General features: G+C 56.7%; 17 protein-coding genes. 14 read left to right on the top strand and 3 right to left on the bottom strand.

The features are described 5' to 3' along the window. Position 1: 1 nt before the first annotated feature. The 3 genes from ACFOOP_RS12260 to ACFOOP_RS12250 are packed head-to-tail and all read right to left on the bottom strand — an operon-like array spanning position 2 to position 4,580. Positions 2 to 1,987, bottom strand: coding sequence for a thiamine pyrophosphate-binding protein (locus tag ACFOOP_RS12260; RefSeq protein WP_379881244.1), 1,986 nt, complete (start codon positions 1,985 to 1,987; stop codon positions 2 to 4). Then, on the bottom strand, positions 1,984 to 3,357 hold the full coding sequence (locus tag ACFOOP_RS12255) for an MFS transporter (RefSeq protein ID WP_379881243.1): 1,374 nt from the start codon (positions 3,355 to 3,357) through the stop codon (positions 1,984 to 1,986). Before ACFOOP_RS12255 ends, ACFOOP_RS12260 begins: the two co-directional genes overlap by 4 nt. Beyond that, entirely contained in the window at positions 3,255 to 4,580 is a 1,326-nt protein-coding gene (locus tag ACFOOP_RS12250) for an MFS transporter (RefSeq protein ID WP_379881242.1), read from the bottom strand. The genes ACFOOP_RS12255 and ACFOOP_RS12250 overlap by 103 nt, the downstream gene beginning before the upstream one ends. 342 nt (positions 4,581 to 4,922) lie before the next feature. On the opposite strand from ACFOOP_RS12250, the gene ACFOOP_RS12245 reads away from it, so the two are divergent. From ACFOOP_RS12245 to ACFOOP_RS12180, 14 genes are all read left to right on the top strand, one after another. Further along, positions 4,923 to 5,450, top strand: coding sequence for an RNA polymerase sigma factor (locus tag ACFOOP_RS12245; RefSeq protein ID WP_379881241.1), 528 nt, complete (start codon positions 4,923 to 4,925; stop codon positions 5,448 to 5,450). Further along, a complete protein-coding gene (locus tag ACFOOP_RS12240; protein ID WP_379881240.1) occupies positions 5,444 to 6,517 on the top strand; it encodes a FecR family protein in 1,074 nt (357 codons plus the stop codon). Before ACFOOP_RS12245 ends, ACFOOP_RS12240 begins: the two co-directional genes overlap by 7 nt. Before the next feature lie 665 nt (positions 6,518 to 7,182). After that, complete coding sequence (locus ACFOOP_RS12235; protein WP_379881239.1) at positions 7,183 to 9,777, top strand: TonB-dependent receptor domain-containing protein; 2,595 nt, start codon at positions 7,183 to 7,185, stop codon at positions 9,775 to 9,777. Positions 9,778 to 9,905: 128 nt separating this feature from the next. After that, positions 9,906 to 10,985 (top strand): ornithine cyclodeaminase family protein, encoded by a 1,080-nt coding sequence (locus tag ACFOOP_RS12230; protein ID WP_379881238.1) that lies wholly within the window; start codon positions 9,906 to 9,908, stop codon positions 10,983 to 10,985. Then, a complete protein-coding gene (locus ACFOOP_RS12225) occupies positions 10,982 to 11,503 on the top strand; it encodes a LeuD/DmdB family oxidoreductase small subunit (protein WP_379881237.1) in 522 nt (173 codons plus the stop codon). The genes ACFOOP_RS12230 and ACFOOP_RS12225 overlap by 4 nt, the downstream gene beginning before the upstream one ends. Further along, the gene (locus ACFOOP_RS12220; protein ID WP_379881236.1) at positions 11,500 to 12,771 is read left to right on the top strand and encodes an aconitase/3-isopropylmalate dehydratase large subunit family protein; all 1,272 of its coding nucleotides are present in this window, start codon (positions 11,500 to 11,502) and stop codon (positions 12,769 to 12,771) included. The genes ACFOOP_RS12225 and ACFOOP_RS12220 overlap by 4 nt, the downstream gene beginning before the upstream one ends. Continuing rightward, complete coding sequence (locus ACFOOP_RS12215; protein WP_379881235.1) at positions 12,768 to 14,033, top strand: 3-isopropylmalate dehydratase large subunit; 1,266 nt, start codon at positions 12,768 to 12,770, stop codon at positions 14,031 to 14,033. The genes ACFOOP_RS12220 and ACFOOP_RS12215 overlap by 4 nt, the downstream gene beginning before the upstream one ends. Continuing rightward, positions 14,030 to 14,536: a LeuD/DmdB family oxidoreductase small subunit gene (locus ACFOOP_RS12210; RefSeq protein WP_379881234.1), complete on the top strand. Its 507-nt coding sequence runs from the start codon at positions 14,030 to 14,032 to the stop codon at positions 14,534 to 14,536. Before ACFOOP_RS12215 ends, ACFOOP_RS12210 begins: the two co-directional genes overlap by 4 nt. After that, on the top strand, positions 14,533 to 15,561 hold the full coding sequence (locus tag ACFOOP_RS12205) for an aminopeptidase P family N-terminal domain-containing protein (protein ID WP_379881233.1): 1,029 nt from the start codon (positions 14,533 to 14,535) through the stop codon (positions 15,559 to 15,561). Before ACFOOP_RS12210 ends, ACFOOP_RS12205 begins: the two co-directional genes overlap by 4 nt. A gap of 18 nt (positions 15,562 to 15,579) precedes the next feature. Next, positions 15,580 to 16,734, top strand: coding sequence for a M24 family metallopeptidase (locus ACFOOP_RS12200; RefSeq protein ID WP_379881232.1), 1,155 nt, complete (start codon positions 15,580 to 15,582; stop codon positions 16,732 to 16,734). Positions 16,735 to 16,799: 65 nt separating this feature from the next. Next, on the top strand, positions 16,800 to 17,750 hold the full coding sequence (locus tag ACFOOP_RS12195; RefSeq protein WP_379881231.1) for a Gfo/Idh/MocA family oxidoreductase: 951 nt from the start codon (positions 16,800 to 16,802) through the stop codon (positions 17,748 to 17,750). Between the two features lie 340 nt (positions 17,751 to 18,090). Then, positions 18,091 to 18,762: a response regulator transcription factor gene (locus ACFOOP_RS12190; RefSeq protein ID WP_379881230.1), complete on the top strand. Its 672-nt coding sequence runs from the start codon at positions 18,091 to 18,093 to the stop codon at positions 18,760 to 18,762. After that, a complete protein-coding gene (locus ACFOOP_RS12185; RefSeq protein WP_379881229.1) occupies positions 18,759 to 19,778 on the top strand; it encodes a sensor histidine kinase in 1,020 nt (339 codons plus the stop codon). The genes ACFOOP_RS12190 and ACFOOP_RS12185 overlap by 4 nt, the downstream gene beginning before the upstream one ends. A 49-nt stretch (positions 19,779 to 19,827) precedes the next feature. After that, on the top strand, positions 19,828 to 20,904 hold the full coding sequence (locus ACFOOP_RS12180; RefSeq protein WP_379881228.1) for an efflux RND transporter periplasmic adaptor subunit: 1,077 nt from the start codon (positions 19,828 to 19,830) through the stop codon (positions 20,902 to 20,904). Positions 20,905 to 20,906: the final 2 nt, after the last annotated feature.

Genomic DNA, 20,906 nt, shown 5'->3' with positions numbered 1-20,906 from the left:
CCTATCTCGGTTGGCAAAGCACATCGATCAAGGCCGGTTCACCCTGACCAATGACATCAAGCGCGCTATCGAGAACGCGCGAAAGATCGTTCGGATTATCGATGGGCCCCGTCGACCACACACCGAGCCCCTTTGCGACCGATGCGAAATCAACGCCCGGATTCTCGAATTTCAATCCGTGATGAGTTACAGGACCGCCAACGCCGCGGCGGCGCTCCGCCGCCATGCGTTGCAAATGCATGACTTCCTGATGATAGCCGCCATTGTTATGCATGATCGTCAACAAGGGGAGATTATGATGCGCCGCCGTCCAGAACGCGCCCGGCACATATAGAAAATCGCCATCGCCCTGAATGTTGACGGTAAGGCGCCCAGTCTCTTTGTTCGCTAACGCAGCTCCTACCGACGCCGGCGCACCATAGCCAACGCCAGCCGCTCCTGAATCGCCGATATGATTGTGGTGCTTGTCAAAGTCCCATAGCCGTTGAGGCCAGCGGCTCAAAAATGTCCCGCCGCCTCGTGGCGTCAACATCCATTCGCGATCCTTGATCTTGGGCCAGAGCTCGGCGCAAAGCCGCGCAAGGCTCACCGGCGAGGCGCCCCACCCATAGCGCGCAGCATCCAGCGACGCCTCACGTTGGACTTTATGAGCTTCCCGCCATTTTTGCCCGCGTTCTTCATATCGCGTAATATGCGCTGGCGTGATCGCCGCCTTAATTTTTTCCAGCAGCAACGGCGCCGTCGCCTCCCCGTCGCCTGAAGCGGAAATGTCAGCCGGAAAATAGCGCTGAAAACTTTGGTAGTTGGATTTCAAAAAGAGGTCATTGACCCCGATCAGCGCGACCTTGGCGTCGTCGCGCGCCTTGCGCATGGGCGCGCCATGACGGCGCCCGCCCGTCATACGATTTACAACGCCCCAAGGATCTTGCACCTCAAGCCCAAGGATAAAATCTGCATCCAGAATCAAATCGTCTTCATTGGCTGTCTGACACAGATAGTGAGTCGTCGGAAAATTCATGCGGCCGCAGAGGTCGACCACCGGGGCGTTCACCGCCTCTGCTATCTCTATGAGCAAGTCCATGCCGTCCGGCGTGTTGGCGAACATGTCCGCCACGATGACCGGATTTTCTGCATTGACCAGAAGCTGTGCAATTTCCTCAACCGCATTTTCATCGGCGACCGGCGGCGCGCCCTTGATGAATTTCGGGATGTCGATGGAAAGATTGGCCGCCTCTTCTTCCTGGATATGCGCATCAAGCGCCAAATAAACCGGGCCATAAGGCGGCGTCAGCGCAATCTTCATGGCGCGAGAGAAGTCTTCCGCAAACGCCTGCATGGAAATCGGCGCCGCATCCCATTTGGTAAAATCCCGGATGATTTTTCCCGTGTCATGTGCGGAGTGATTCCAGTCGATATAACTTGAACGTTTTGATGAGTCCGCATGGGTGCTGCCCATGATAATCATCGGCGCTCTGTCGACATAAGCATTGTAGACAGCCATTGCGGCGTGCTGAATGCCGACCGTTCCATGGGCGAGCACACCCATGGGCTTGCCCGACGCTTTTGCGTAACCATGTGCGATCGCGACAGCCTGTTCTTCATGGGTCGCCGTAATAATCTGCGGATTTTTATTGCCGGCGTAATTGACGATCGATTCCTGCAACCCCCGAAAGCTCGATGCAGGATTCAGGCTCATATAGGGCAAGCCGACCGACCGGATGACATCCACCATGACATCGGAGCCGGGACGTTCGACAAAATACCGGTCCGATAACTCCGGACCATATTGATCAATGGAAGCAATATCGCCCTCTTCCATCTGTTTTTCGGCGCGGGTCGGCGCAGGCGCTTTTTCGCTTTCTGCCGGCGCTTGTGCGCGCGCTGTAACCGGGCCTGCAGCGCTTGCGGCAAGACCGCCCGCAAGGCTGGAAGTCAGCAGCCGGCGGCGATCAACGGTGAGGCTTTTGTCTTTCTTCTCCTTCGTCACGCTGTTTCCCCTTTTCCTGGCGAAGGTTCAACTTCATTGCTGGGTAAGATCGGGTAAGGGCCGATCAACATGAGCATGACAATGGCCACAAGCGTTGCGATCGAGGCGACTATCAACCCGGAGTGATAAGATCCGAACATATCGAAACTCAGCCCGGCGAAATAGACGCCGGCTGCGCCGCCGACATTGAACAGCATGTACATAAATCCATACGTCCGGCCGACCGACCGCCGCCCGAAATATTGCGCGCAGAGATAGCCGAGCACATCAAACTCCACACCAAGCCCGATGCCAATCGCGACCGTCGTCATAATGGCTGTTGCGTTGCTCGGCGCGAAAGCAAGGCTTGCAAAGCCCGCCGCCGTCGTCATCAGCGCAAGCGCGGCCACATAAGGCGCATGAAATTTATCCATCAGATAACCAGAGATAATTCGCGAGGTGATAATCGAAACGCCAAGCATAGAAGCCGCACCCGCCGCCTCACCTCGGGTCATGCCGCGATCGACAAGCAACGGAACGATTTGCGAGACGGCGCCAGTAAGCGCGATGCCCAGAAGAAAACTGGCGATAACCAGTTTCCAGAATGTGGCCTGTCGCAGGCATTCCGAAAATGTGTATCCAGCCGCAAGCCTTGCCTCGCCGGAGGTGCGCCACTCCTGCTGCGACACACCATCGGGATATTGGCCGATATCTGCAGGTTTGTTCCTGACCATGAAGAAAACCAGCGGCGCCACGATCAGAAGATTGACAGCGCCAATCGCCATATAGGCTTCACGCCAGCTTGCTTGCACCGTAATCCAATTGACAAGGCGCGGCATGATGATCGCGCCAATTCCCGCCCCTGATATGCCGAGACCGAGCGCCAGTCCCTTATGCTTGTCAAACCAGCTGGTGAGCAGCGGCACATATGCAATGGTCGACGCACCGCCGCCGAGCACGGTCAGCGCAAAAGCGCCAACATAGAACTGCCAGAGATGCGACACCTGCGAGAACAGGGCGAAAATCAATCCGAACAGGATCGTCGCCGGTATTAGCAGCGCCCGCACTCCCTTTTGATCTACGATGGTTCCCAAGATGGGCAACATCGCCATCATCGAGATATTGGATACGGTGATCGCCAGCGCGATATCTCCGCGCCCCCATCCATATTGCTCTGAAAGAGGAATAACAAAGGAACTGAATCCAAATATAAACGCACCTGGATAGCCGAAGCACATGCCGAAAGCGGCGACGGGCACAAGCAACCAGCCGAAAAAGATTTTATTCTTTATGACGAACTCTCCTTCGATAGCTGTCCATGTTCGCCAGCGCGAACACGATCCCAGTATTTTGGACGGACCAAAAGCAATGACGCCGCCGACAGAACGCACACCGTGGCTGACAACCCAAATCCAAGATTGTAGGAACCGGCGCTGTCGTAAATCGCCGACATGATGGTGGGGCCCAGTGCGTTTCCGACTGCAAAGGCGCCCATATAAACCGGCATGACATTGTTGATGAGACGCGGCCCGTAACAATGTTTGGCGACGACAGGGGCGACGATGACAAAACCGCCATGAGCAACGCCTCTGGCAATTGCAAAGGCTGCAAGCCAACCGGCACCATTTATCTGCAAGGCAAGAAAGATTGAAATCGCAATGAGCAGGTACCAGACTGACACACCGCGAATGGAAAACAGATCATAGAATTTTCCGGCCAATAATTTGGCGAAAATTCCCAAGCCAAATATGCTGGAGAGGCCCATGGCGGCGGCGCCTGCGCTAAGGTTCAATTCCCTTTCCAGAAACAGATATGTGTGTTGCAGAACGGCCGAATCCGCCGCGGACACAAAAAACAGCCCTGAAATCACGATCCAGAAACCGGGCGTTTTCAGGACATCGGAAAAGCTTTCGTCGAGATCGGCGGCGTCCAGCCTTGCCTTTTCGGCCTCCTGCGCCTTGCGCTGGCTTTCCTGTCTGGCGAATTTTGCGCCATCGGGCTTGTCTTTCACCAAGAATACGAAAAGCGGCAGCGCTATTGCCCAAATACCAGCGCTGATGAAAACGAATGCGAGCCGCCAGCCAATCTGTTCAATCAGGTAGCTGGACACAAAAGGAAAAATAATACCGCCCGCACTGACGCCTGATGCCACGATGGCGACAGCCAGGCCCTGATTGCGGGTAAACCACCGAGACACCAGCACCTGACAGGTGATCATGACCGGCATAACGCCGATGCCGATTAACGCGCCTGCGAAATAGTAACTGTAAAGGCTGCCAATCCAGGAAAACGACGCCATGCCCAGCGCGGTAATAACGCCGGCCGTGATCATGACGGCCTTCAACCCGAAACGGTTGATCGCAAAGCCAACCAGAAAGATGGACGTGATGGCCGAAAACAGGTTCTTGAGCGCCACGATGCTCACCGCGCTGGTGCGCGACCAGCCGAATTCATCGATCACCTGGCCATAGATAAGCGGAAGCGAGCCCGTCACGGCGCCGTAAGTGCACATGACGCAGACAAACCCTGCAAACGCCATCAGCCAACTAAATGCTGAATCTGTGTGCAGCGCAGAAGCTTCGGCCCCGTGCAGCCCAGGGGCGTTCTGCGTCATGCTATAGGCTTTCGCTGTCCATATTTGCGCCAGCAACACCAAACGCTGAAAAGACTTACCATCCCGGCCTACACTCCCTTGCGCGCGTTTTTTGCTGCTTTGCGTCAAGCAAGCAGTGATATATTTTATTGTCCCTTCGTTGCAGGCGGCCCTTAACCAACGGACCGCCCGCCGCACGAAGGAGATCGAAGCGCATAAAACAAGACGCGCCATAACGGATTTACCTCAGCAAAATCCGGCGCTACCTCGCAAAAAGAAAAATGATGTGTTAACTTCCCGCGCGAATGGGGAGAAGCACGTCAGTTCCGCCAAGGGGCGAGCTCATATGTCTGGGGACATTAAATGACTGAAGTCGCGAAACCAGCGCAAACGGAACACTCCGCTTTGCTTGATGACCTATCGAAAAATTTCAGACGCCCCCTCATCGCTTACTTCCTGAAACGCACCAGAAACACCGCCGAAGTCGAAGATTTAGTTCAGGAGACCTTTTACAGAATTATTCGACGCTCAGACGGCGACAAGATCCGGAACCCGGAAGCTTTCCTGTTCCAGACCGCCGCCAACCTGCTCCGGGACCACGCCAGGCGCGAGGCCACCCAGGCAAGCTCGCTCTCTTCTTATGCGGATTTGTCGAATACAACTGAGGTTCTTTCGCCCGAGCGCGTCTTACAAAGCAAGCAAAGCCTCAAATCGATCCTTGCCGCACTGGAATCAGTGAGTGAGGTGACGAGAGATATATTTATTCTGCATCGGCTGGAGAACATGAAATACAAGGAAATAGCCAGTCTCTACGGCATTTCTCAGAGCGCTGTCGAAAAGCACATGATGAAGGCAATCGCGCATCTGATCCGCAGCAGGGACGAATGGTAGACAACACCGGACATAGTGATTCCGCCTCCAGACACGGCGCGCCCGATGGCGACCTGTCTGACGAGGCTGCCTATTGGTTCATGCAAGTGAAGCTGAGCACTCCAGACCCGGAAACGCAGGAGCAATTCCGGCAGTGGCTGCGCGCCAGCGACGATCATGCCGAAGCCTTCGCCCTGGCGGAAGAATCATGGAGCTCGGTGGGCGAAATGGCCTCTGAGCCTGAAGTGATGGAGCTGCGCAGCCTCGCCCTTCGGCGCAGCGCTTCGCATCGCCATCCCCGCGGATTTGAAGTCTCCCGCCGCGCCGCCGCCGTCGCGGCCGTTGGTTCGGTATTCTGCGCCGCAACGGGGTTATGGGCTTTAGGCAAGTTCAAAAACAATACCTACGAAACCGGTATTGGCGAACGCCGCGTGATTACGCTTGCCGACAATTCAAAGGTCACGCTGGACGCCGGCACCAAGCTACTGGTCTCCTACACCGCTGAGGCGCGCAATATTCAACTTCAACGTGGACAGGCCTTTTTCGAGGTCGCCAAGGATACCTTGCGTCCATTTAAAGTCGTGGCCGGCGACCAGACGATTGTCGCCCTCGGGACGGCTTTCAATGTTGAGAAAATGCCGCTGCACACACTCGTCACCTTGCTGGAAGGTCGCGTCGCCGTCCATGGCATTAACAAGGCGCTTGACCATGAACAGAATAAACCATCCGACGCCCTGCCCAGTCAGCAGAATGTAGCAAAAGAGCAGCAATTATCTCCCGGTGAACAGCTATCAGTGGATGAGCGCGGCGAAGCGGTGCTTCGACGACAAGTGGCGCTTTCTCAAACTGTCGCATGGACGCGCGGCCAGTTAATTTTTGAAGACGAGCCGTTATCGTCAGCGATTACGCGTATTAATCGCTATTCGCAGACACAAGTCATCATCTCGGACCAGAGCATCTCCGAGATACGCATCAGCGGCATCTTCAATACAGGAGATACAGCCGCCTTTGTTGAAGCGTTGTCTCAATATTTTGCAGTCGATATATCCATGCAGCAAAATGGCGACATTCAGCTGAAACGCCTTTAGGCGCCATCATTGACGATGGCGGCGCCTGCGCTGCAACAAAGCGAAGCGCCTTCTCGCTCTTGCACAAAAGCCAATTCAAAAAAATGTTGTCCCGACGTGCTGAGGTAAGAACAACCTAGCGCGTCTTACCATTTACGGTACCGGACGAAATTCTAAAAGAACATCGAAACAGCCGGGTATTGGGAGGGAATATGAAAAGAGAAATTAAAAGATTCAGACTATACCTATGCGCAACGTCTGCGGCATTCGCCATACATGCAGCAATGCCAGCATGGTCGGCGCAGAATAGCGACACTGTCAGTGACTTTGATATTCCTGAGCAGTCGCTTGAGAGTGCATTGAACGCCTTCGGGACCATGTCCCAATCTCAACTTATGTATTCACGCGAGATCGTTCAAGGCCGAGTCAGCCAGCCTCTTCAAGGCGAGTTGCCTCGCGATAAGGCGCTGCAACAGCTATTGGGCGATACTGGTCTAACATATGAAGAGACAGAATCTGGCGTAATACTTATCCGATCCGATCAGGCCGCGAACAGCACTCAGTATGTTTCAGCTATGCAATATGCACAGGCGCAAGATGATCCAGCCGCCGTGGAAACTGTTCCCAGCCAAAGAAACGGAGCGGCGTCTTCCGAGCGCCCTACTCAATCGGCGGACATAATTACAGTGACGGGCTCGCGTATCTCTACTGGCCTCGATACTCCTTTATCTTCGCCTCTAGAGCTTGTATCCCGCGATGAATTGACCGGCGCCAACAGAGCGACGATCGGCCAGTTTGTCATCACGTCAACGCTCAACTCCGGCAGCTTTCACAACAACGAACAATCGAGCCAGTCCGACTCGACAGCAACTGCGTTCAACCTGCGCGGCCTCGGAGTTCGTTCGACGCTCGTGCTGATTAACGGACAACGCCAAGTCGACACACCGGAACCCGGCAAGAAAAACATCACGATGGTTGATGTGAACTCGCTCATGCCGTCCATCATGGTGCAACGTCTTGAGATCCTGAAGGACGGCGCCGCGGCGCTATACGGCTCAGAAGCTGTTGCGGGCGTCGTGAACTTCATCACGCGCGACAAGTTCGAGGGGTTTGAGATCGATTCCAATTGGCAGCGTGCGCAATTCGGAGGCAAGGACGACGTCTCTGCTCAGGCCATTTGGGGTATGCAGGGCGATCGTGGCGGTGTTGTAACCGCAATTGAGTTCCAAAAGCGCGATCCGAACTTCCTGGACAACAGATTCTCGGACCGCATTTTCAATTATGGCGCGACATCAAGTTTCAGTACGCCAGGCTCTTTCATCACAAGCGCCGGCCGCGTGCCAGACCCTCTTTGCGGCAGTCCCGCTCTCGATAATTTGGCTGCAGACTTGTATCCGGGCGTCACTGGCGAAAATCCGGTCAGCATCATCGACGGTGACCGGTGCATCAGGATCTTCGCACAGGGACGCGGTTACAATTCAAAAGAAACCCGCCTCAATGCAATGATGCGCGCCCATTATGACGTATCTGATTCATTCGAAACACATTTCGAAGCGGGCGTCAGCCGAGGCCGTTTTCAACGCTTTACACAAGCAGTGCCGACCGCCTTTCCGCGCACATCACGCGCGGCTTCAACTGTGCCGGTTTCCAACCCGGGCAACGTGTTTGGCGAAGAAGTTGTCGCCACATTCCAGCGCGGCATCTTGAACGGAAATCCGTCAGTTGGCCTGCGTGAAGGCCCCGGGCAACTGGAAACGGATTACTTTCGCTTAAATTCCGGTTTCGACTACCGCCCATTTGAATCAAACTTCCTGCTGGAAGGCGACGTTACCTGGGCGACAAGTGACTCACTGGTCAAACGTTCTGACGTTGTCGAAGAAAGATGGGCCGCCGCGCTCAACGGATATGGCGGACCTGATTGTGATCCTGCAGCCGGCATGCCCGGTGTTGGCGCTTGCGGATATTTCAATCCCTTCGCCAGCGCGTTTCTGGCGAGCCCCGGCGATCCTGAATACAATGACCCGGAAGTCGTTAAATGGCTTTCTCCGGAACTCGTTCAGGACGGCCGCACGGAACTTTTTACTGCAGAGTTGGTCGCCTCGACACCGCTATTCGAATTGCCTGGCGGCATGCTCGGCGCTGCGGTCGGTTTCCAGTATCGTGACGAGAGCTGGCGCCGCTATGTATCCGAGATCAGTAAATATCCAGGCTTCGTTTTTCAGGGCCGCGAAGTTGACGCTGAAGGCGACCGGGATGCTATCTCCGCTTTCTTCGAATTACGCGCCCCCATCCTGGAATCGCTCGAGCTTTCCGTCGCTGGCCGGTATGAAGACTTCGGCGGCCGCCTGAACAGCTTCGACCCGAAAGTCGGCGTTGTCTGGCAACCTGTCGATGATCTGACGCTTCGCGCGTCATGGGGCACGGCGTTCCGCACGCCCAGTCTGAACCAGGTCTACGGCACACGTATCGGCGCCGTGAACGTTACGGTTGATCCCGTGACTGGCGAACAGGATACGGTTCAATCCATTGAACAGGGCGGCGATGTCGATCCGGAAGAATCCACAAGCTACAATATCGGCGCGGATTACAACTGGAACGGCTTCTCCTTCACCGCTGATTTCTGGAACTACGATTTCACTGGCATCGCCATCCAGCTTGATCCGGAACTGCTGATTCAGAACGACCCAACCAGCCCGCTTATCTTACGCGACGGCACCGGCAGGCCGATCCAGATCACCTTGCCGATCATCAACGCATCGTCGGTGAAGACAAACGGCGTTGACTTCAAGCTCGGCTATGAGACGGACCTTGGTGACTGGGCCCAGCTCTCGCTTAAGACCAGCACTTCTTTCGTCAACAAATATGAGTATCAGGAAGAGCTGAATGGGCCTTTGATTGACGGCGTCGGCTACCGCAATGAGACGAGCGGCGTCGCGGAACCGCTGCCGCGTTGGCGTGGTAATTATACCGCGGCGCTCAATTTCGGACCGAACTACAACTACCGCGCCGCGGTTACAACGCGCCTCGTTTCGACGGTTGTCGATCGTCAGAATGAAAGCGTCGATGATAACTTCGTAACCGTTGACCTGGCGTTGTCTGCGACACTGGAGAACCTCCTGGGTTCAGGCTCGCCAGACAGCAACACAGTTGTGCGGTTCGGCGTCAATAACCTCTTCAACGAGGCGCCGCCGCTTATCATCGGCTCGCTCTTCACATTTGACGAGCGTTCTTATGACGGAACGGGTCGCCAGTTCGTACTTGGCCTGACTCACAAGTTCTAACTCTCACGGTTGGCGCCGGCCCCTCGCCGGCGCCGCCATATCACGTCACGATCCTGTCGCCGCCAGCGCTTCTCACCAAGCGTTGGCGACGGTCGGTGTTTGAAGAAAAACTAAAAATTGGAGTTTTCATGCTGGTCATCTCGAATGAAGAGATTGAACGAATAATGACGCTTGCGGACTGTCTCGATCCGCTAAAGCAAGCCTATATCGAACTTGAACGCCAGGAAGCTGTAAATCGGGAACGCACCCACACTTTCTTCCCTGTAGAAGATGACCGTTATCCGGGCTTTCGCTACAGATTCAAATCACAGGAAGGCGCCAATCTCGCAAGCGGCGTATGGGCGCTGCGCATCACTTCCGATATCGCGGGCGTTGAAACGCTCCCGAGCGGCGAACAGCGCCGCCGTCTTATCCCTGCAGCGCCGGGAAAAAAATATTGTGGCCTTGTAACGCTCTACAGTCTGCGCACGCTCGAGCCGCTTTGCATCATTCATGACAGTGTTTTGCAGAAATGGCGCGTCGCAGCGACGTCTGCATTGGCTATCGACAAGATGGCGCGCAAGAACGCGAAAGTCGCAGGGCTTTTTGGATCGGGCTGGCAGGCCGGCGCCCATCTCGAAGCCATGTTCCACATCCGCCCCGACATTGAACAACTTCGCGTTTTCAGCCCGACCAAAGCAAATTGCGAGCGGTTCGTCGCAGAATACAAAGACCGTTATGATGGGCGCGTTGTCGTTGCTGAAAACCGGCGCGACGCAGTCGCCGGGTGCGATATCGTCACCTGCGCAACGGCCGCCATGGAGCCCTGCTTCGACGGTTCCTGGGTCGAGCCCGGAACGCATCTGACGTCGATCACCTCGCCGGATGAGACAAACGAACGCCGCGAATTGGACGATGCGAGTTTCGACAAGGCCTCGCGTATCGCCGTGACCTCCGTGCCGATCATCAAGAAGGTGGGACAAAGCGACATCCTCGGCCCTGTAGAACGCGGGCACATTAAATTCGAAGACATCGCGCCCATCGGCGACTTGCTTTCGGGCAAGGTCCCCGGCCGCGAGAGCGATGATGAAGTCACGATCTTCGCCAACAACACCGGCATGGGTCTTCAATTCGCAGCCGTCGGCGCTTTCGCATTTGAAGCGGCGAAGAAAGCTGGCGTTGGCCATGACGTGCCGACAGATCTGTTCCTTGAGGAGACAACCCCGTGAGCCAGGTAGAAGAAAAACTCGGCGGCCCCTGCATTACAGTCGGCGATCACGTAAACACCGATGTTGTTATTCCGGGGCGATATCTTGTCAGTATCGACCCTGTAGAACTCGCCAAACACGCCTTTGAGCCCTTGGGCGAAGAGTTTCAACAACGCCTGTACAAATCGCGCGTGCTCGTCGCTGGCAGAAATTTCGGTTGCGGCAGCGCCCGCGAACAGGCGGCGACCTGTCTTATCGGCGCCGGCGTCAAAGCTGTCGTCGCAGCGTCTTTCGCGCGCGTCTTTTTCCGCAACGCCATCAATACGGGGCTTGTGGCGGTTCAATGTCCGGAACTCGTGGATGACATCACCGATGGCGACGAGATTTTCATCGATCTCACCGCCGGAAAAATCTCCGCTAAAGGCAAGACCTATGGGTTCAGCGCCTACCCCGAGAACATGCAGCGCATTCTCGATGCCGGCGGGCTTATGCCGTTTGTCGCAGGAAAATTGAAAGAGGAGCAGCGTCAGGCGCAATGAGCACAACAGCAAAAACCTTTGCGCAAAAAGCGCTTGAACGCGCATCAGGCGTCAATGATTTGAAACCAGGCGACATCGCCGATGTAGCGCCAGACATTTATATGAGTCACACGGCAAGCTGGCGATGCATCGCTGCGTTTGAAAAGCTTGACGGCGCGGTTCTGAAACACCCTGAACGCGTGGCGATGGTGATGGACCATATCTCCCCCGCCCGCACGAGCCTCGTCGCAAGTCAGCATCGCCGCAGCCGCCAATTCGCTGAGGCCCGGGGCATCGATAAGTTTTTTGATGTCCAGGAGGGCATTTGCCATCTGGCGCTGATGGAAAACGGTTGCGTCAGGCCCGGCGATGTCATCATCGGCACCGACTCTCACTCGACGATCTACGGCGCGCTTGGCGCACTCGGCACCGGCGTTGGCTTCAGCGAGATCACCGCCGCTTGGGCGCTTGGCACAATCTGGATGATGACGCCGGAGTCTATCAAAATTTCCCTTGAGGGCCGTTTGCCTCTTGGCGTCTATCCCAAAGACATCATGCTGAAACTGATCGGCGATCTCACCGCCGACGGCGCCACCTATAAATCGATAGAATTTCACGGCGGCCTGACGCGGGACCTTTCCGTCTCCGAACGGATGACGCTGTGCAATCTCTCCATGGAGATGGGGTGCAAGAATGCCTATGTGCCGCCGGACGAAAAAACTTTCGAATTTTGCCGCGCCGCCGGCGTTGAAAATCCCGAAAACTCCGCTCTCTATCCTGACGAAGACGCCACATATAGTGAGACGGTTAATCTCGACGTTTCTACACTCGAGCCGCAGATCGCCTGCCCGCATGTCGTCGACAACGTCAAGCCTATTTCAGACGTCGCCGGGTTGAAGCTCGACCAGGTCTTTGTCGGCTCCTGCGCCAACGCGAAGTATGACGACCTCGTGGAAGTCGCCTCGATCCTGAAAGGCCGTAAGATATCGCCAACGGTCAGGATGATGGTGACGCCTGGCTCTCGTGGGATTTTGAAACGCGCAACCGAAGAAGGCTTGCTCAGTATTCTGATCGATGCAGGCGCGCTCATCACCAATCCCGGCTGCGGCGGTTGCGCCGGCGACGGGGGCGCCATGGGCGACGGCGAAGTGACGTTGTCGACCGCTAACCGCAATTTCCGGGGCCGCATGGGCAGCTATGAATCGGACATCTATCTGTCGAGCCCAGCGACCGCTGCAGCCTCCGCACTGACCGGAAGCATTACCGATCCGCGAGAGGTTCTTAAATGACAACACTCATCGAAAATATCCTCGCTCGCGCCAGCGGTAAAAAATCCGCTGCGCCGGGCGACGTGGTCGTCGCCGAAGTCGACGGCATGGTGATGCACGAGATCAGCGGCTATCTGACCACGCGCCTTTATGATGAAAAGATCGGTCGGCCGATAAAGAATCCGGAACGGCTTCACATGGTGTTCGACCACATTTTCTCTCCCCCACGCGAGCATGAAGCTGAAATGCTGAAAGCTGACCGCGCCTGGGCCCGCAAAAACGCGATCAATCTTTACGATTGCGGCAGCGGCAACATTCACAACGCCGTCTTGCAGGCCGGCGCAATCGGACCGGGCATGGTGCTGGTCGGATCGGACAGCCATACGCCGGTCTATGGCGCCATGGGCGCTTTCGCCGCCGCCCTCGGCAACGATTCTCATGCGGGAACCGTCTTTCCCTACAGCAAGGCCTGGTTCAAAGTCCCGAGCACGATCCGCATCAATCTCCATGGCGAACTGGCGCCGGGGACGACGCCCCGCGACATCGCCTTGTGGCTTGTCGCTCAGATCGGCGAAGGCGGAACGGTCTATAAGGCGCTTGAATTTGGCGGCCCCTTCATCGAAGGCTTGAGCCTGTTCGATCGCTGGCTGTTTCCGCTGATCAATGTCGATGTTGGCGCTAAATGCAGCTACATCGTGCCTGATCAAAAAGTGTTCGACTTCGCAGAAAAAGTCGGCGCCATGGGCGCATGGCGCGACCTCGACATTCCGAAGACAACAGATGCGGATTTCGAGAAAACGCTGGATTTCGATATTTCCAATGTCGGTCCGCAGATCGCCTGCCCGCCAACCGTCGGCAATGTCAAAGACGCGCGCCTCGTCGCTGGCGAGACCATTCACTATGCCGAACTCGGCGGTCATGGCGGCGGACGCATCGAAGACATTCGCACAGCGGCGAAAGTCTTCGAAAACGCCAGCGTGAACCCGCAGGTGCGCTTCAATATCGTGCCGTCTAGCCGCAACGCATTCGCTGACGCCTTGAAAGAAGGGCTCGTTGAAAAGCTGCATAACGCCGGCGCCTTGTGGTTCCCGCCAAGCACCGGCTCCAATCAGGCCGTCAATATGGGCGCGCTTGCTGACGGCGAAGCCATGATTTCCACACATTCACGGAACTTCCCCGGCCGCAACGGCAGCCCCCTCGCCAAGATGTATCTCGCATCGGCGCATACCGTCGCCGCCTCGGCGAAAGCCGGACACATAGTAGACGTTCGGGAGGACGCATGAACGATTTTGCATTCAAAGGCCGGTGCTGGAAAGTCGGCGACTTCATTCCGACCGATCAGATCATCAAGACGCGGCGCGTTTACCAGCCGCTGGAAGAGGCGGCGAAATTCGTCCTGGAGGATGAAAACCCCCGCTTTGGCAAGGAAGTCCAAAAGGGCGACATTCTGATCGCGGGAAAACATTTCGGGCAATCTTCGGGACGCGCCGTTGCCGTGAAAGCAATGATCGCCACAGGCGTTTCCTGCGTTGTGGCGGAATATTTTTCGCGAACATTTTATCGCAATGCGTTTGAAATCGGCCTGCCGATCCTCGAAGTCAAAGGCGTGAGCGCCGCAGTTGAAGAAGGCGACACAGTCTCCGTCGATATTCCCAACGCCCGCTTTGTCAACGAACGGACCGGGGAAACGCTCCAGGGCAATCCTGTCGATCCATTCCTTCTAGACATGATCCGCGGCGGCGGCGTTATCGCCCTCGGCCCTCAACTCGCAGGAGACACGGCATGAAACGCGGCCTTGTCAAACTCGATATCAATGAAACGCCCCGTTCCGTCTATGAAGACCGCCTCGATCAATTACGCGCGCAGCTGAGGGAAGAAGGTTGCACGATCGGTCTCGTTTATGCCGACATTTCGCGCGGCGGCGATCTTTCCTACCTGACAAATTTCTGTCTCTACTGGAACGAAGCAGTGCTCGCTGTGCCGGTGGACGGCCCACCTGCGCTCATCATGAAGCTGTCCAAGCGCGTCAATCCATGGATCAAGCGCACGACGATTCTTGACGATATTCGCAGCGGTCCCAATGCCGCCAAGAACATCGCTGAATTTGTTGGCGAACAAAAAGACGGCGACAACGCTGCGATCGGTCTTGTCGGCAGTGAATGGTGGCCTGATGCGCTCTTGACGCAATTGCGCGACGCGGCGCCCGGCGCACAAATGCATCCGCTTGGCAATCTCGTAAAAGATGTGCGGCGTGTCCCAGACCTTGAAGAACTCGCCTTACTTGAAGAGGCTGGGCACATTCTCACGGATGTTATCGAGAAAGCGGCGCATAAAGCTCAGGATGGCGCACGTCTTTCTCTCATGGTCGGTGACAGCCGCCGCGCCGGTTACGCCGATCTTGAAGTTCATTGCCGCACAGCCGACACAGGCGACCGTCTGATCGACGCTTGGGGCCAATATCGCTATGTCTGGGTGGAGGCTGCGCGCACCGAAGGCGGCGGCGCCGGCGAAACCCTTCAACGGGCCAGAGATGTCCTGTTCAGCGCATTAAAACCTGACGCCAGCGAAAGCTCCCTGCAGGCGGCCGTTGCAAAAGCCCTGCCCGGTGAAACGGGTCTGACCGTTTCCTGCTGGTCGCATGTCGAAATCGAAACTCGCGGCGCCTATCGCTCTGCGGACGACACGCATCGTTCATTCGCTGAAGGCGAAGTTGTCTCCCCTCGCCTTACGTTGAAGACGCCAGACGGCGTGTTCACTTCCGCCGCGACCGTGCGACTTCTCGCCGGCAGCCCGAGCATCATCGCCGCATAGCTAAAGAAAGAGTCCCGCATGACCCTAAAGGCGCAATCTGCAATTGTCGCACCGCCTCTTGAAGAGCGTGAGTGGCGTTATCGACGCATTCGTAAGGAAATGGAAAAAGCCGGATTGGACGGGCTGCTTATCTATGCGCCGTCCTGGCGGCGCGAGAATTTCCGATATGTCACTGGCGCTGCGCTTCAATCGAGCGTCGCTCTCGCCTATCTTCCAGCGACTGGCGCGCCAACAGCTTTCGTTCTGTCCGCGGAAGATGAACGCGCGACGAAGGCGGCCGGATTTGTCGAAGATGTTCGCCGCGTCACACTCGCCTCTCCAGCAGAGATTGCCGATCGGCTGCGTGAAGGCGGGGCGCCTGAAAAAATTGGCGTCGCCGGTTGGGATTTCCTCCCCGCAAGTCTCCTCGCCGGCCTGAAAGAGGCCGCACCCGGCGCTGCTTTTGTCAACGGCACCATGATCGGCGACAAGGTTCGCCTTGTAAAAAGCGACTGGGAAATCCAAAAGTTGCGCCGCGCCGGTGAGATTTGCGACGCCGCGTGGCTCGCCTTTCTCGAAGCGATCGTGCCCGGCGCGCATGAATTCGATATCGTAGCCAATGTCGAGGCCAAGCTGCGCAGCATGGGCGGCGCCGATAATTTCATGCTGATCGCTTCCGGCGGCGACGATGTGCGCGGTATGACCCCGCCGACCGACCGCAAGCTTCAAAAAGGCGACATGGTCCGCACGGAGTTGACCCCTCAGTGGGACGGTTACTGGACACAGATTTGCCGCTCCGCGGTGATGGGCCCCGCTAGCGACGCACAAAAGAAGTCATTCGATCTATTCAATGAGTCGGTTGCTGCAGGCATCGACGTCATCAAACCCGGCGTCACCGCACATGACATCGCCAAGGCCGAGAACGACGTTTTCCGCAAATATGGATATGGCGAATATTGCACGGCGGAATACACCCGCGTGCGCGGCCACTGCCTGGGGCTTTATCTCGACGAGGTCCTAATCCTTGAAGGCGTGGAAACCGTACTCGAGGAAAATTCTGTGCTCATCGTTCACCCCAACACCTATACGCCGATTGCTGGCTATCATGTGCTGGGCGACAGCGTTGTGGTTACCAAGAATGGGGCGGAAAAACTCTTTAAAACGCCGCGCCAGCTTGACGAAGTTCCTGTTTGACGCAATCCGCGCCGCAGAAGCGCCCTATCGGCGAACACGCCCGTGTTTGAAAGGAGTCAAAGATAATGAAAGTCGCAATCGCGGGCGCCGGCGCCTTTGGAAGGAAGCATCTCGACGGCATTAAAAACATCGACGGCGTGGAAGTTATCGCCCTTATCGGCCGCAGGCTTGAACAGACACAGAAGGTTGCAACCGATTATAACGTTCCTAATGCCTTTACCGACCTGTCCGAAGCGTTGAATCTGCCAGGACTGGACGCCGTGATTCTCTGCACTCCAACGCAGTTGCATGCAGCCCAGGCGATAGAATGCATGGATGCCAGCAAGCATGTGCAGGTCGAAATCCCGTTGGCGGATACCTTCGAAGACGCGGAGGCGATTGCGAAGAAGCAGAAGGAAACCGGGCTTGTCTGCATGGTCGGCCACACGAGACGGTTTAACCCGTCGCATCAATGGGTTCACAATAAAATAAGCGCAGGTGAACTTTCCATACAGCAGATGGATGTTCAGACTTATTTTTTTCGCCGCACGAATACCAACGCCGAAGGCGCTCCGAGGTCATGGACGGATCATTTGCTCTGGCATCACGCCGCTCATACGGTTGATCTTTTCCAATATCAAACCGGTGAAAAAGTCGTCGTCGCCAATGCGGTTGAAGGGCCGCCCCATCCGGAACTTGGCATCACTATGGATATGTCGATCCAACTGAAAACCGAGACAGGTAAAATCTGTACGCTATCTCTTTCTTTCAATAATGATGGCCCCCTTGGCGCGTTCTTCCGCTATATTTGCGACAATGGCACCTATATCGCCCGCTATGACGACCTGCTCAACGGCACAGGTGAAACTGTGGACGTATCCAATGTTGATATTTCCATGAACGGAATCGAATTACAGGATCGCGAATTCTTCGCCGCCATCAAGGAAGGGCGTGAGCCGAACGCCTCCGTTGCAAGCGTCTTTCCCTGCTACCGAACACTGCATGAGCTCGACCGTCAGCTCGCGGCGCAGGCTTGATAACATTAGCCTCAGCCGACATGGCCCGCCCCAAGCGCTCTTTCACTCGGAGAATATACCAGGGGTGAATGCGTCATTGATGATGGTGGGCCCGGAGGGATATCAATAAAAACCTCGATTATGCTTTCAAAAACATGCCCTTAACAGAATGCAACATGTTGCAACGGTAACACGGCAGGGTGACAAATCAACCAACAAAACAGATATAACAATCGAATTATCGCCATCGTAAGAACTTTAGCCGGCAAACAGAGAACTGCCGTAATGGCGTGGCAGCCTGTCAGCGAATAGTCAGGAAAGCCTGACAAAGCTGCTGCAATAAGAATAAGTTCAGGCCGCCATGCGCGTACTACTGATTGAAGACAACACCGACTTCGCCTCTTTGCTCACAGAAGGGTTGGGCAAGCGCGCTATTTCCTCAGAGCACGCCGATACGCTTGCGGCGGCCGATCTCCGTCTTGCTTCAACCGCCTATGACGCGATTATTCTTGATCTCGGCCTGCCCGACGGCGACGGCGTCGACTGGCTGAACGCGCTTCCCGAAGATCGCCCGCCAGTGCTGATACTCTCCGCTCGCGGCGCGCTGACGGAACGGGTGCTAGGCCTTGATTCCGGCGCGGATGACTATCTTGTTAAACCAGCCGAAGTCGATGAAATCGCCGCGCGATTGCGCGCAATGATGCGCCGGCCCGGCGCGCGGACTCCGGTCGTGCTCCACATCGGCGGTCTGAGTTTCGATACTGCGAGCCGCAACGTCAGCTATGACGGCGTCTCCATCGCTTTCGGCCGCAAGGAAACGGATTTCCTTGAGCTCCTGATGCGCCGCGCCGGAAAAGTCGTGCCGCGGGAATCGATCGAGGCCGTGCTTTACGGATTAGACGAAGCGGTGACTCCAAATGCGCTCGAAGCCCTTGCCTCACGCGTCCGGCGCAGGCTTTCCGAGGCAGGCGCAGACGGCATGCTCCATACAGTACGCGGCGTCGGTTACTTCATTAGGGAAGATGCATCATGATGCGATCTATCGGCGGCCAGATCGCCATCGGCCTCATCGTTGCCGGCATATTTAGCGCTGTCGTGCTGGTCGCGCTGGTCGGCCATCAATACGGTTTCTTCAGCGAACACGCTCCGCCTGTAGCGGCCACGTGGATTGAGATTGTCGATCACGTGATCATTCCGCTCGTCGTATTTTTGCTCTTGTTCGGCTTGGGCGCGTTCTGGGTCATCCGCCATGTAACAAATAGATTGAAGGCGGCGACGCAAGATGTCATCGCAGCCGCGGAAAGGCTGGAGCGTTATGACGCGACAAACAACACCCTGCCCGCCGAGATCGAGCCTTTCGCCAGAGCTGTGTCCCAACTCACCGCAAAACTCGAAACCTATGCGCGCCGCCAGGAAGCTTTCGCCATGGATGCGGCGCATGAGTTGAAAACTCCGCTCGCGGTTCTCGCGCTTGAACTCGACAAGCTGCCGCGCGAGGATGCGGCGCGGCTTCGCAAACAATTGAACGCCATGTCCAACATGGTCGATCAATTCTTACTGCTTGCGCGCAGCCAGTCGGCCGAGCCCCTCGCAAAACAGCCGCCGGTTGATCTTCATGCCGTCGCTCGCCGGATCGCCGCAGAACTTGCGCCCACGGCCGTGGCTGAAGGCAAGGCCATCGCCTTTCAATCGGATGGCCTCCCCCACAAGGTTCCGGGCTTGGAGGAAGCAATCGCCGCCGCCGTCCGCACTCTCGCGGTGAACGCCATCCGAGCGACGCCAGCCGGTGGTGAAGTCATCGTTGAAGTTGGGCCGGAACCCGCCGTCAGCGTTTATGACGGCGGCCATGGGCTTGATGAGCAGACGCTTAATCGTTTCAAAGCGCGCGGCATGCGCGCCGACCGAGCGCCGGGTGGCGGCGCCGGCCTCGGCCTCGCCATCGCCGACCGCATCGCAGAAGCGCATGGCGCTGAATTGCAGACTGCCATGCCAGAAAGGCCCGGCATTCGTTTGTGCTTTGCCCCTATGCGCTCGTCACCGTCAGCTTAATGTCAGCAAGCCCAGCGTAACAAAGGTTCCCGCGAGGCATGGAGCGGTCGTGGGGGTCTTTGAGATGAAAGTGCGGAACATACTCCAGACAGGGCTTTTTCTTCTGGCCACATGGGCGATCCATGCGCCGGCTTCAGCGCAAATCGAGATCGAGCTGTCTCCTGCCTCCCGCATGGCGCTGGGAGTTGAGACGGCGACGGTTTCATTGATTGAAGCGTCCGAAGGCGTTACGGCATCCGCCATGGTGATCGCGCCGAACGGAGCCTTGCAGGCGGCAGCGTCTCCTTTTGACGGCGTCATGGTTGATACGCTTGCGACGCCGGGCGCCGAGGTCAAAGCCGGCGATCCTGTCGCTGTGATCTACAGCGCCGCCTACGCTGACGGCTCTGCTGAACTGGAGGCGCGCCGTCTCACCATGGCGCATATGGCGCATCTCGCCGAACGTTCGGACGAGCTTTTCAAACTGGGGTTAAGATCGGAACAGGAAACCGACGAAGCTCATCACGACGCCATTTCCGCGCGGCTCGCCTATGAGGCGCTAAGAACGCAACTCCAATACGTCCAGCGCGGAGCCCAGCCTGGCCAGTTCATCCTGACGGCGCCCGCCGCCGGCATCCTCACCCATGTCGCGCCGGCTACCGGAGAAATGATCGGTGCCGGCGCGCCAGTCGCCTCCATTCTGACGAGCAACATCTTCTGGGCGCGCGCGCAACTGGCTGAACGCCATGCTGCAGCGCTGAAGACTGGCGCTTCCGTTACTATCGATCATCTTTCCGAGCAAGGCAGGATTGTTTTTATCGATCCGGAAATTGATTCGGAGACACGCTCTCTTGATGTCGTTGTCGAGCTTCCGTCCGAACAGAACTGGCGGCTTGGCGCCATGCTGACGCTCACTTTTGAAACGGTTCCGGGCGATGGCGCGCTGCTGGTCCCGGCGAAAGCGGTGGTGAGGATTGGCGGCGTTGAAACCGTCTTTGTCGAGACGAAAACCGGCTTTCATGCAATGCCGGTCGAAGTCGTTTCCCGTTCGCGCCAAGACGCGCTCGTGCGCGGCGAGCTTGCGCCGGGCGACAAGGTTGCCATTACCGGACTCGCCGCCCTTAAAAATATCGCCAGCGGGGTGTAGCG

Origin of the sequence: Hyphococcus aureus (assembly GCF_042643165.1) — a bacterium.
Taxonomy (GTDB): Bacteria; Pseudomonadota; Alphaproteobacteria; order Caulobacterales; family Parvularculaceae; genus Hyphococcus; species Hyphococcus aureus.
The sequence above is the reverse complement of the archived record's forward strand: the minus strand, read 5'-3'. Positions and strand labels throughout refer to the sequence as shown.

What these genes read in the sequence shown, in the direction of transcription:
- ACFOOP_RS12250 (WP_379881242.1), bottom strand. Translation starts at nt 4,580, where the DNA reads ATGACGCAGAACGCCCCTGGGCTGCACGGGGCCGAAGCTTCTGCGCTG.
- ACFOOP_RS12245 (WP_379881241.1), top strand. Translation starts at nt 4,923, where the DNA reads ATGACTGAAGTCGCGAAACCAGCGCAAACGGAACACTCCGCTTTGCTT.
- ACFOOP_RS12240 (WP_379881240.1), top strand. Translation starts at nt 5,444, where the DNA reads ATGGTAGACAACACCGGACATAGTGATTCCGCCTCCAGACACGGCGCG.
- ACFOOP_RS12230 (WP_379881238.1), top strand. Translation starts at nt 9,906, where the DNA reads ATGCTGGTCATCTCGAATGAAGAGATTGAACGAATAATGACGCTTGCG.
- ACFOOP_RS12220 (WP_379881236.1), top strand. Translation starts at nt 11,500, where the DNA reads ATGAGCACAACAGCAAAAACCTTTGCGCAAAAAGCGCTTGAACGCGCA.
- ACFOOP_RS12215 (WP_379881235.1), top strand. Translation starts at nt 12,768, where the DNA reads ATGACAACACTCATCGAAAATATCCTCGCTCGCGCCAGCGGTAAAAAA.
- ACFOOP_RS12210 (WP_379881234.1), top strand. Translation starts at nt 14,030, where the DNA reads ATGAACGATTTTGCATTCAAAGGCCGGTGCTGGAAAGTCGGCGACTTC.
- ACFOOP_RS12205 (WP_379881233.1), top strand. Translation starts at nt 14,533, where the DNA reads ATGAAACGCGGCCTTGTCAAACTCGATATCAATGAAACGCCCCGTTCC.
- ACFOOP_RS12200 (WP_379881232.1), top strand. Translation starts at nt 15,580, where the DNA reads ATGACCCTAAAGGCGCAATCTGCAATTGTCGCACCGCCTCTTGAAGAG.
- ACFOOP_RS12195 (WP_379881231.1), top strand. Translation starts at nt 16,800, where the DNA reads ATGAAAGTCGCAATCGCGGGCGCCGGCGCCTTTGGAAGGAAGCATCTC.
- ACFOOP_RS12190 (WP_379881230.1), top strand. Translation starts at nt 18,091, where the DNA reads ATGCGCGTACTACTGATTGAAGACAACACCGACTTCGCCTCTTTGCTC.
- ACFOOP_RS12185 (WP_379881229.1), top strand. Translation starts at nt 18,759, where the DNA reads ATGATGCGATCTATCGGCGGCCAGATCGCCATCGGCCTCATCGTTGCC.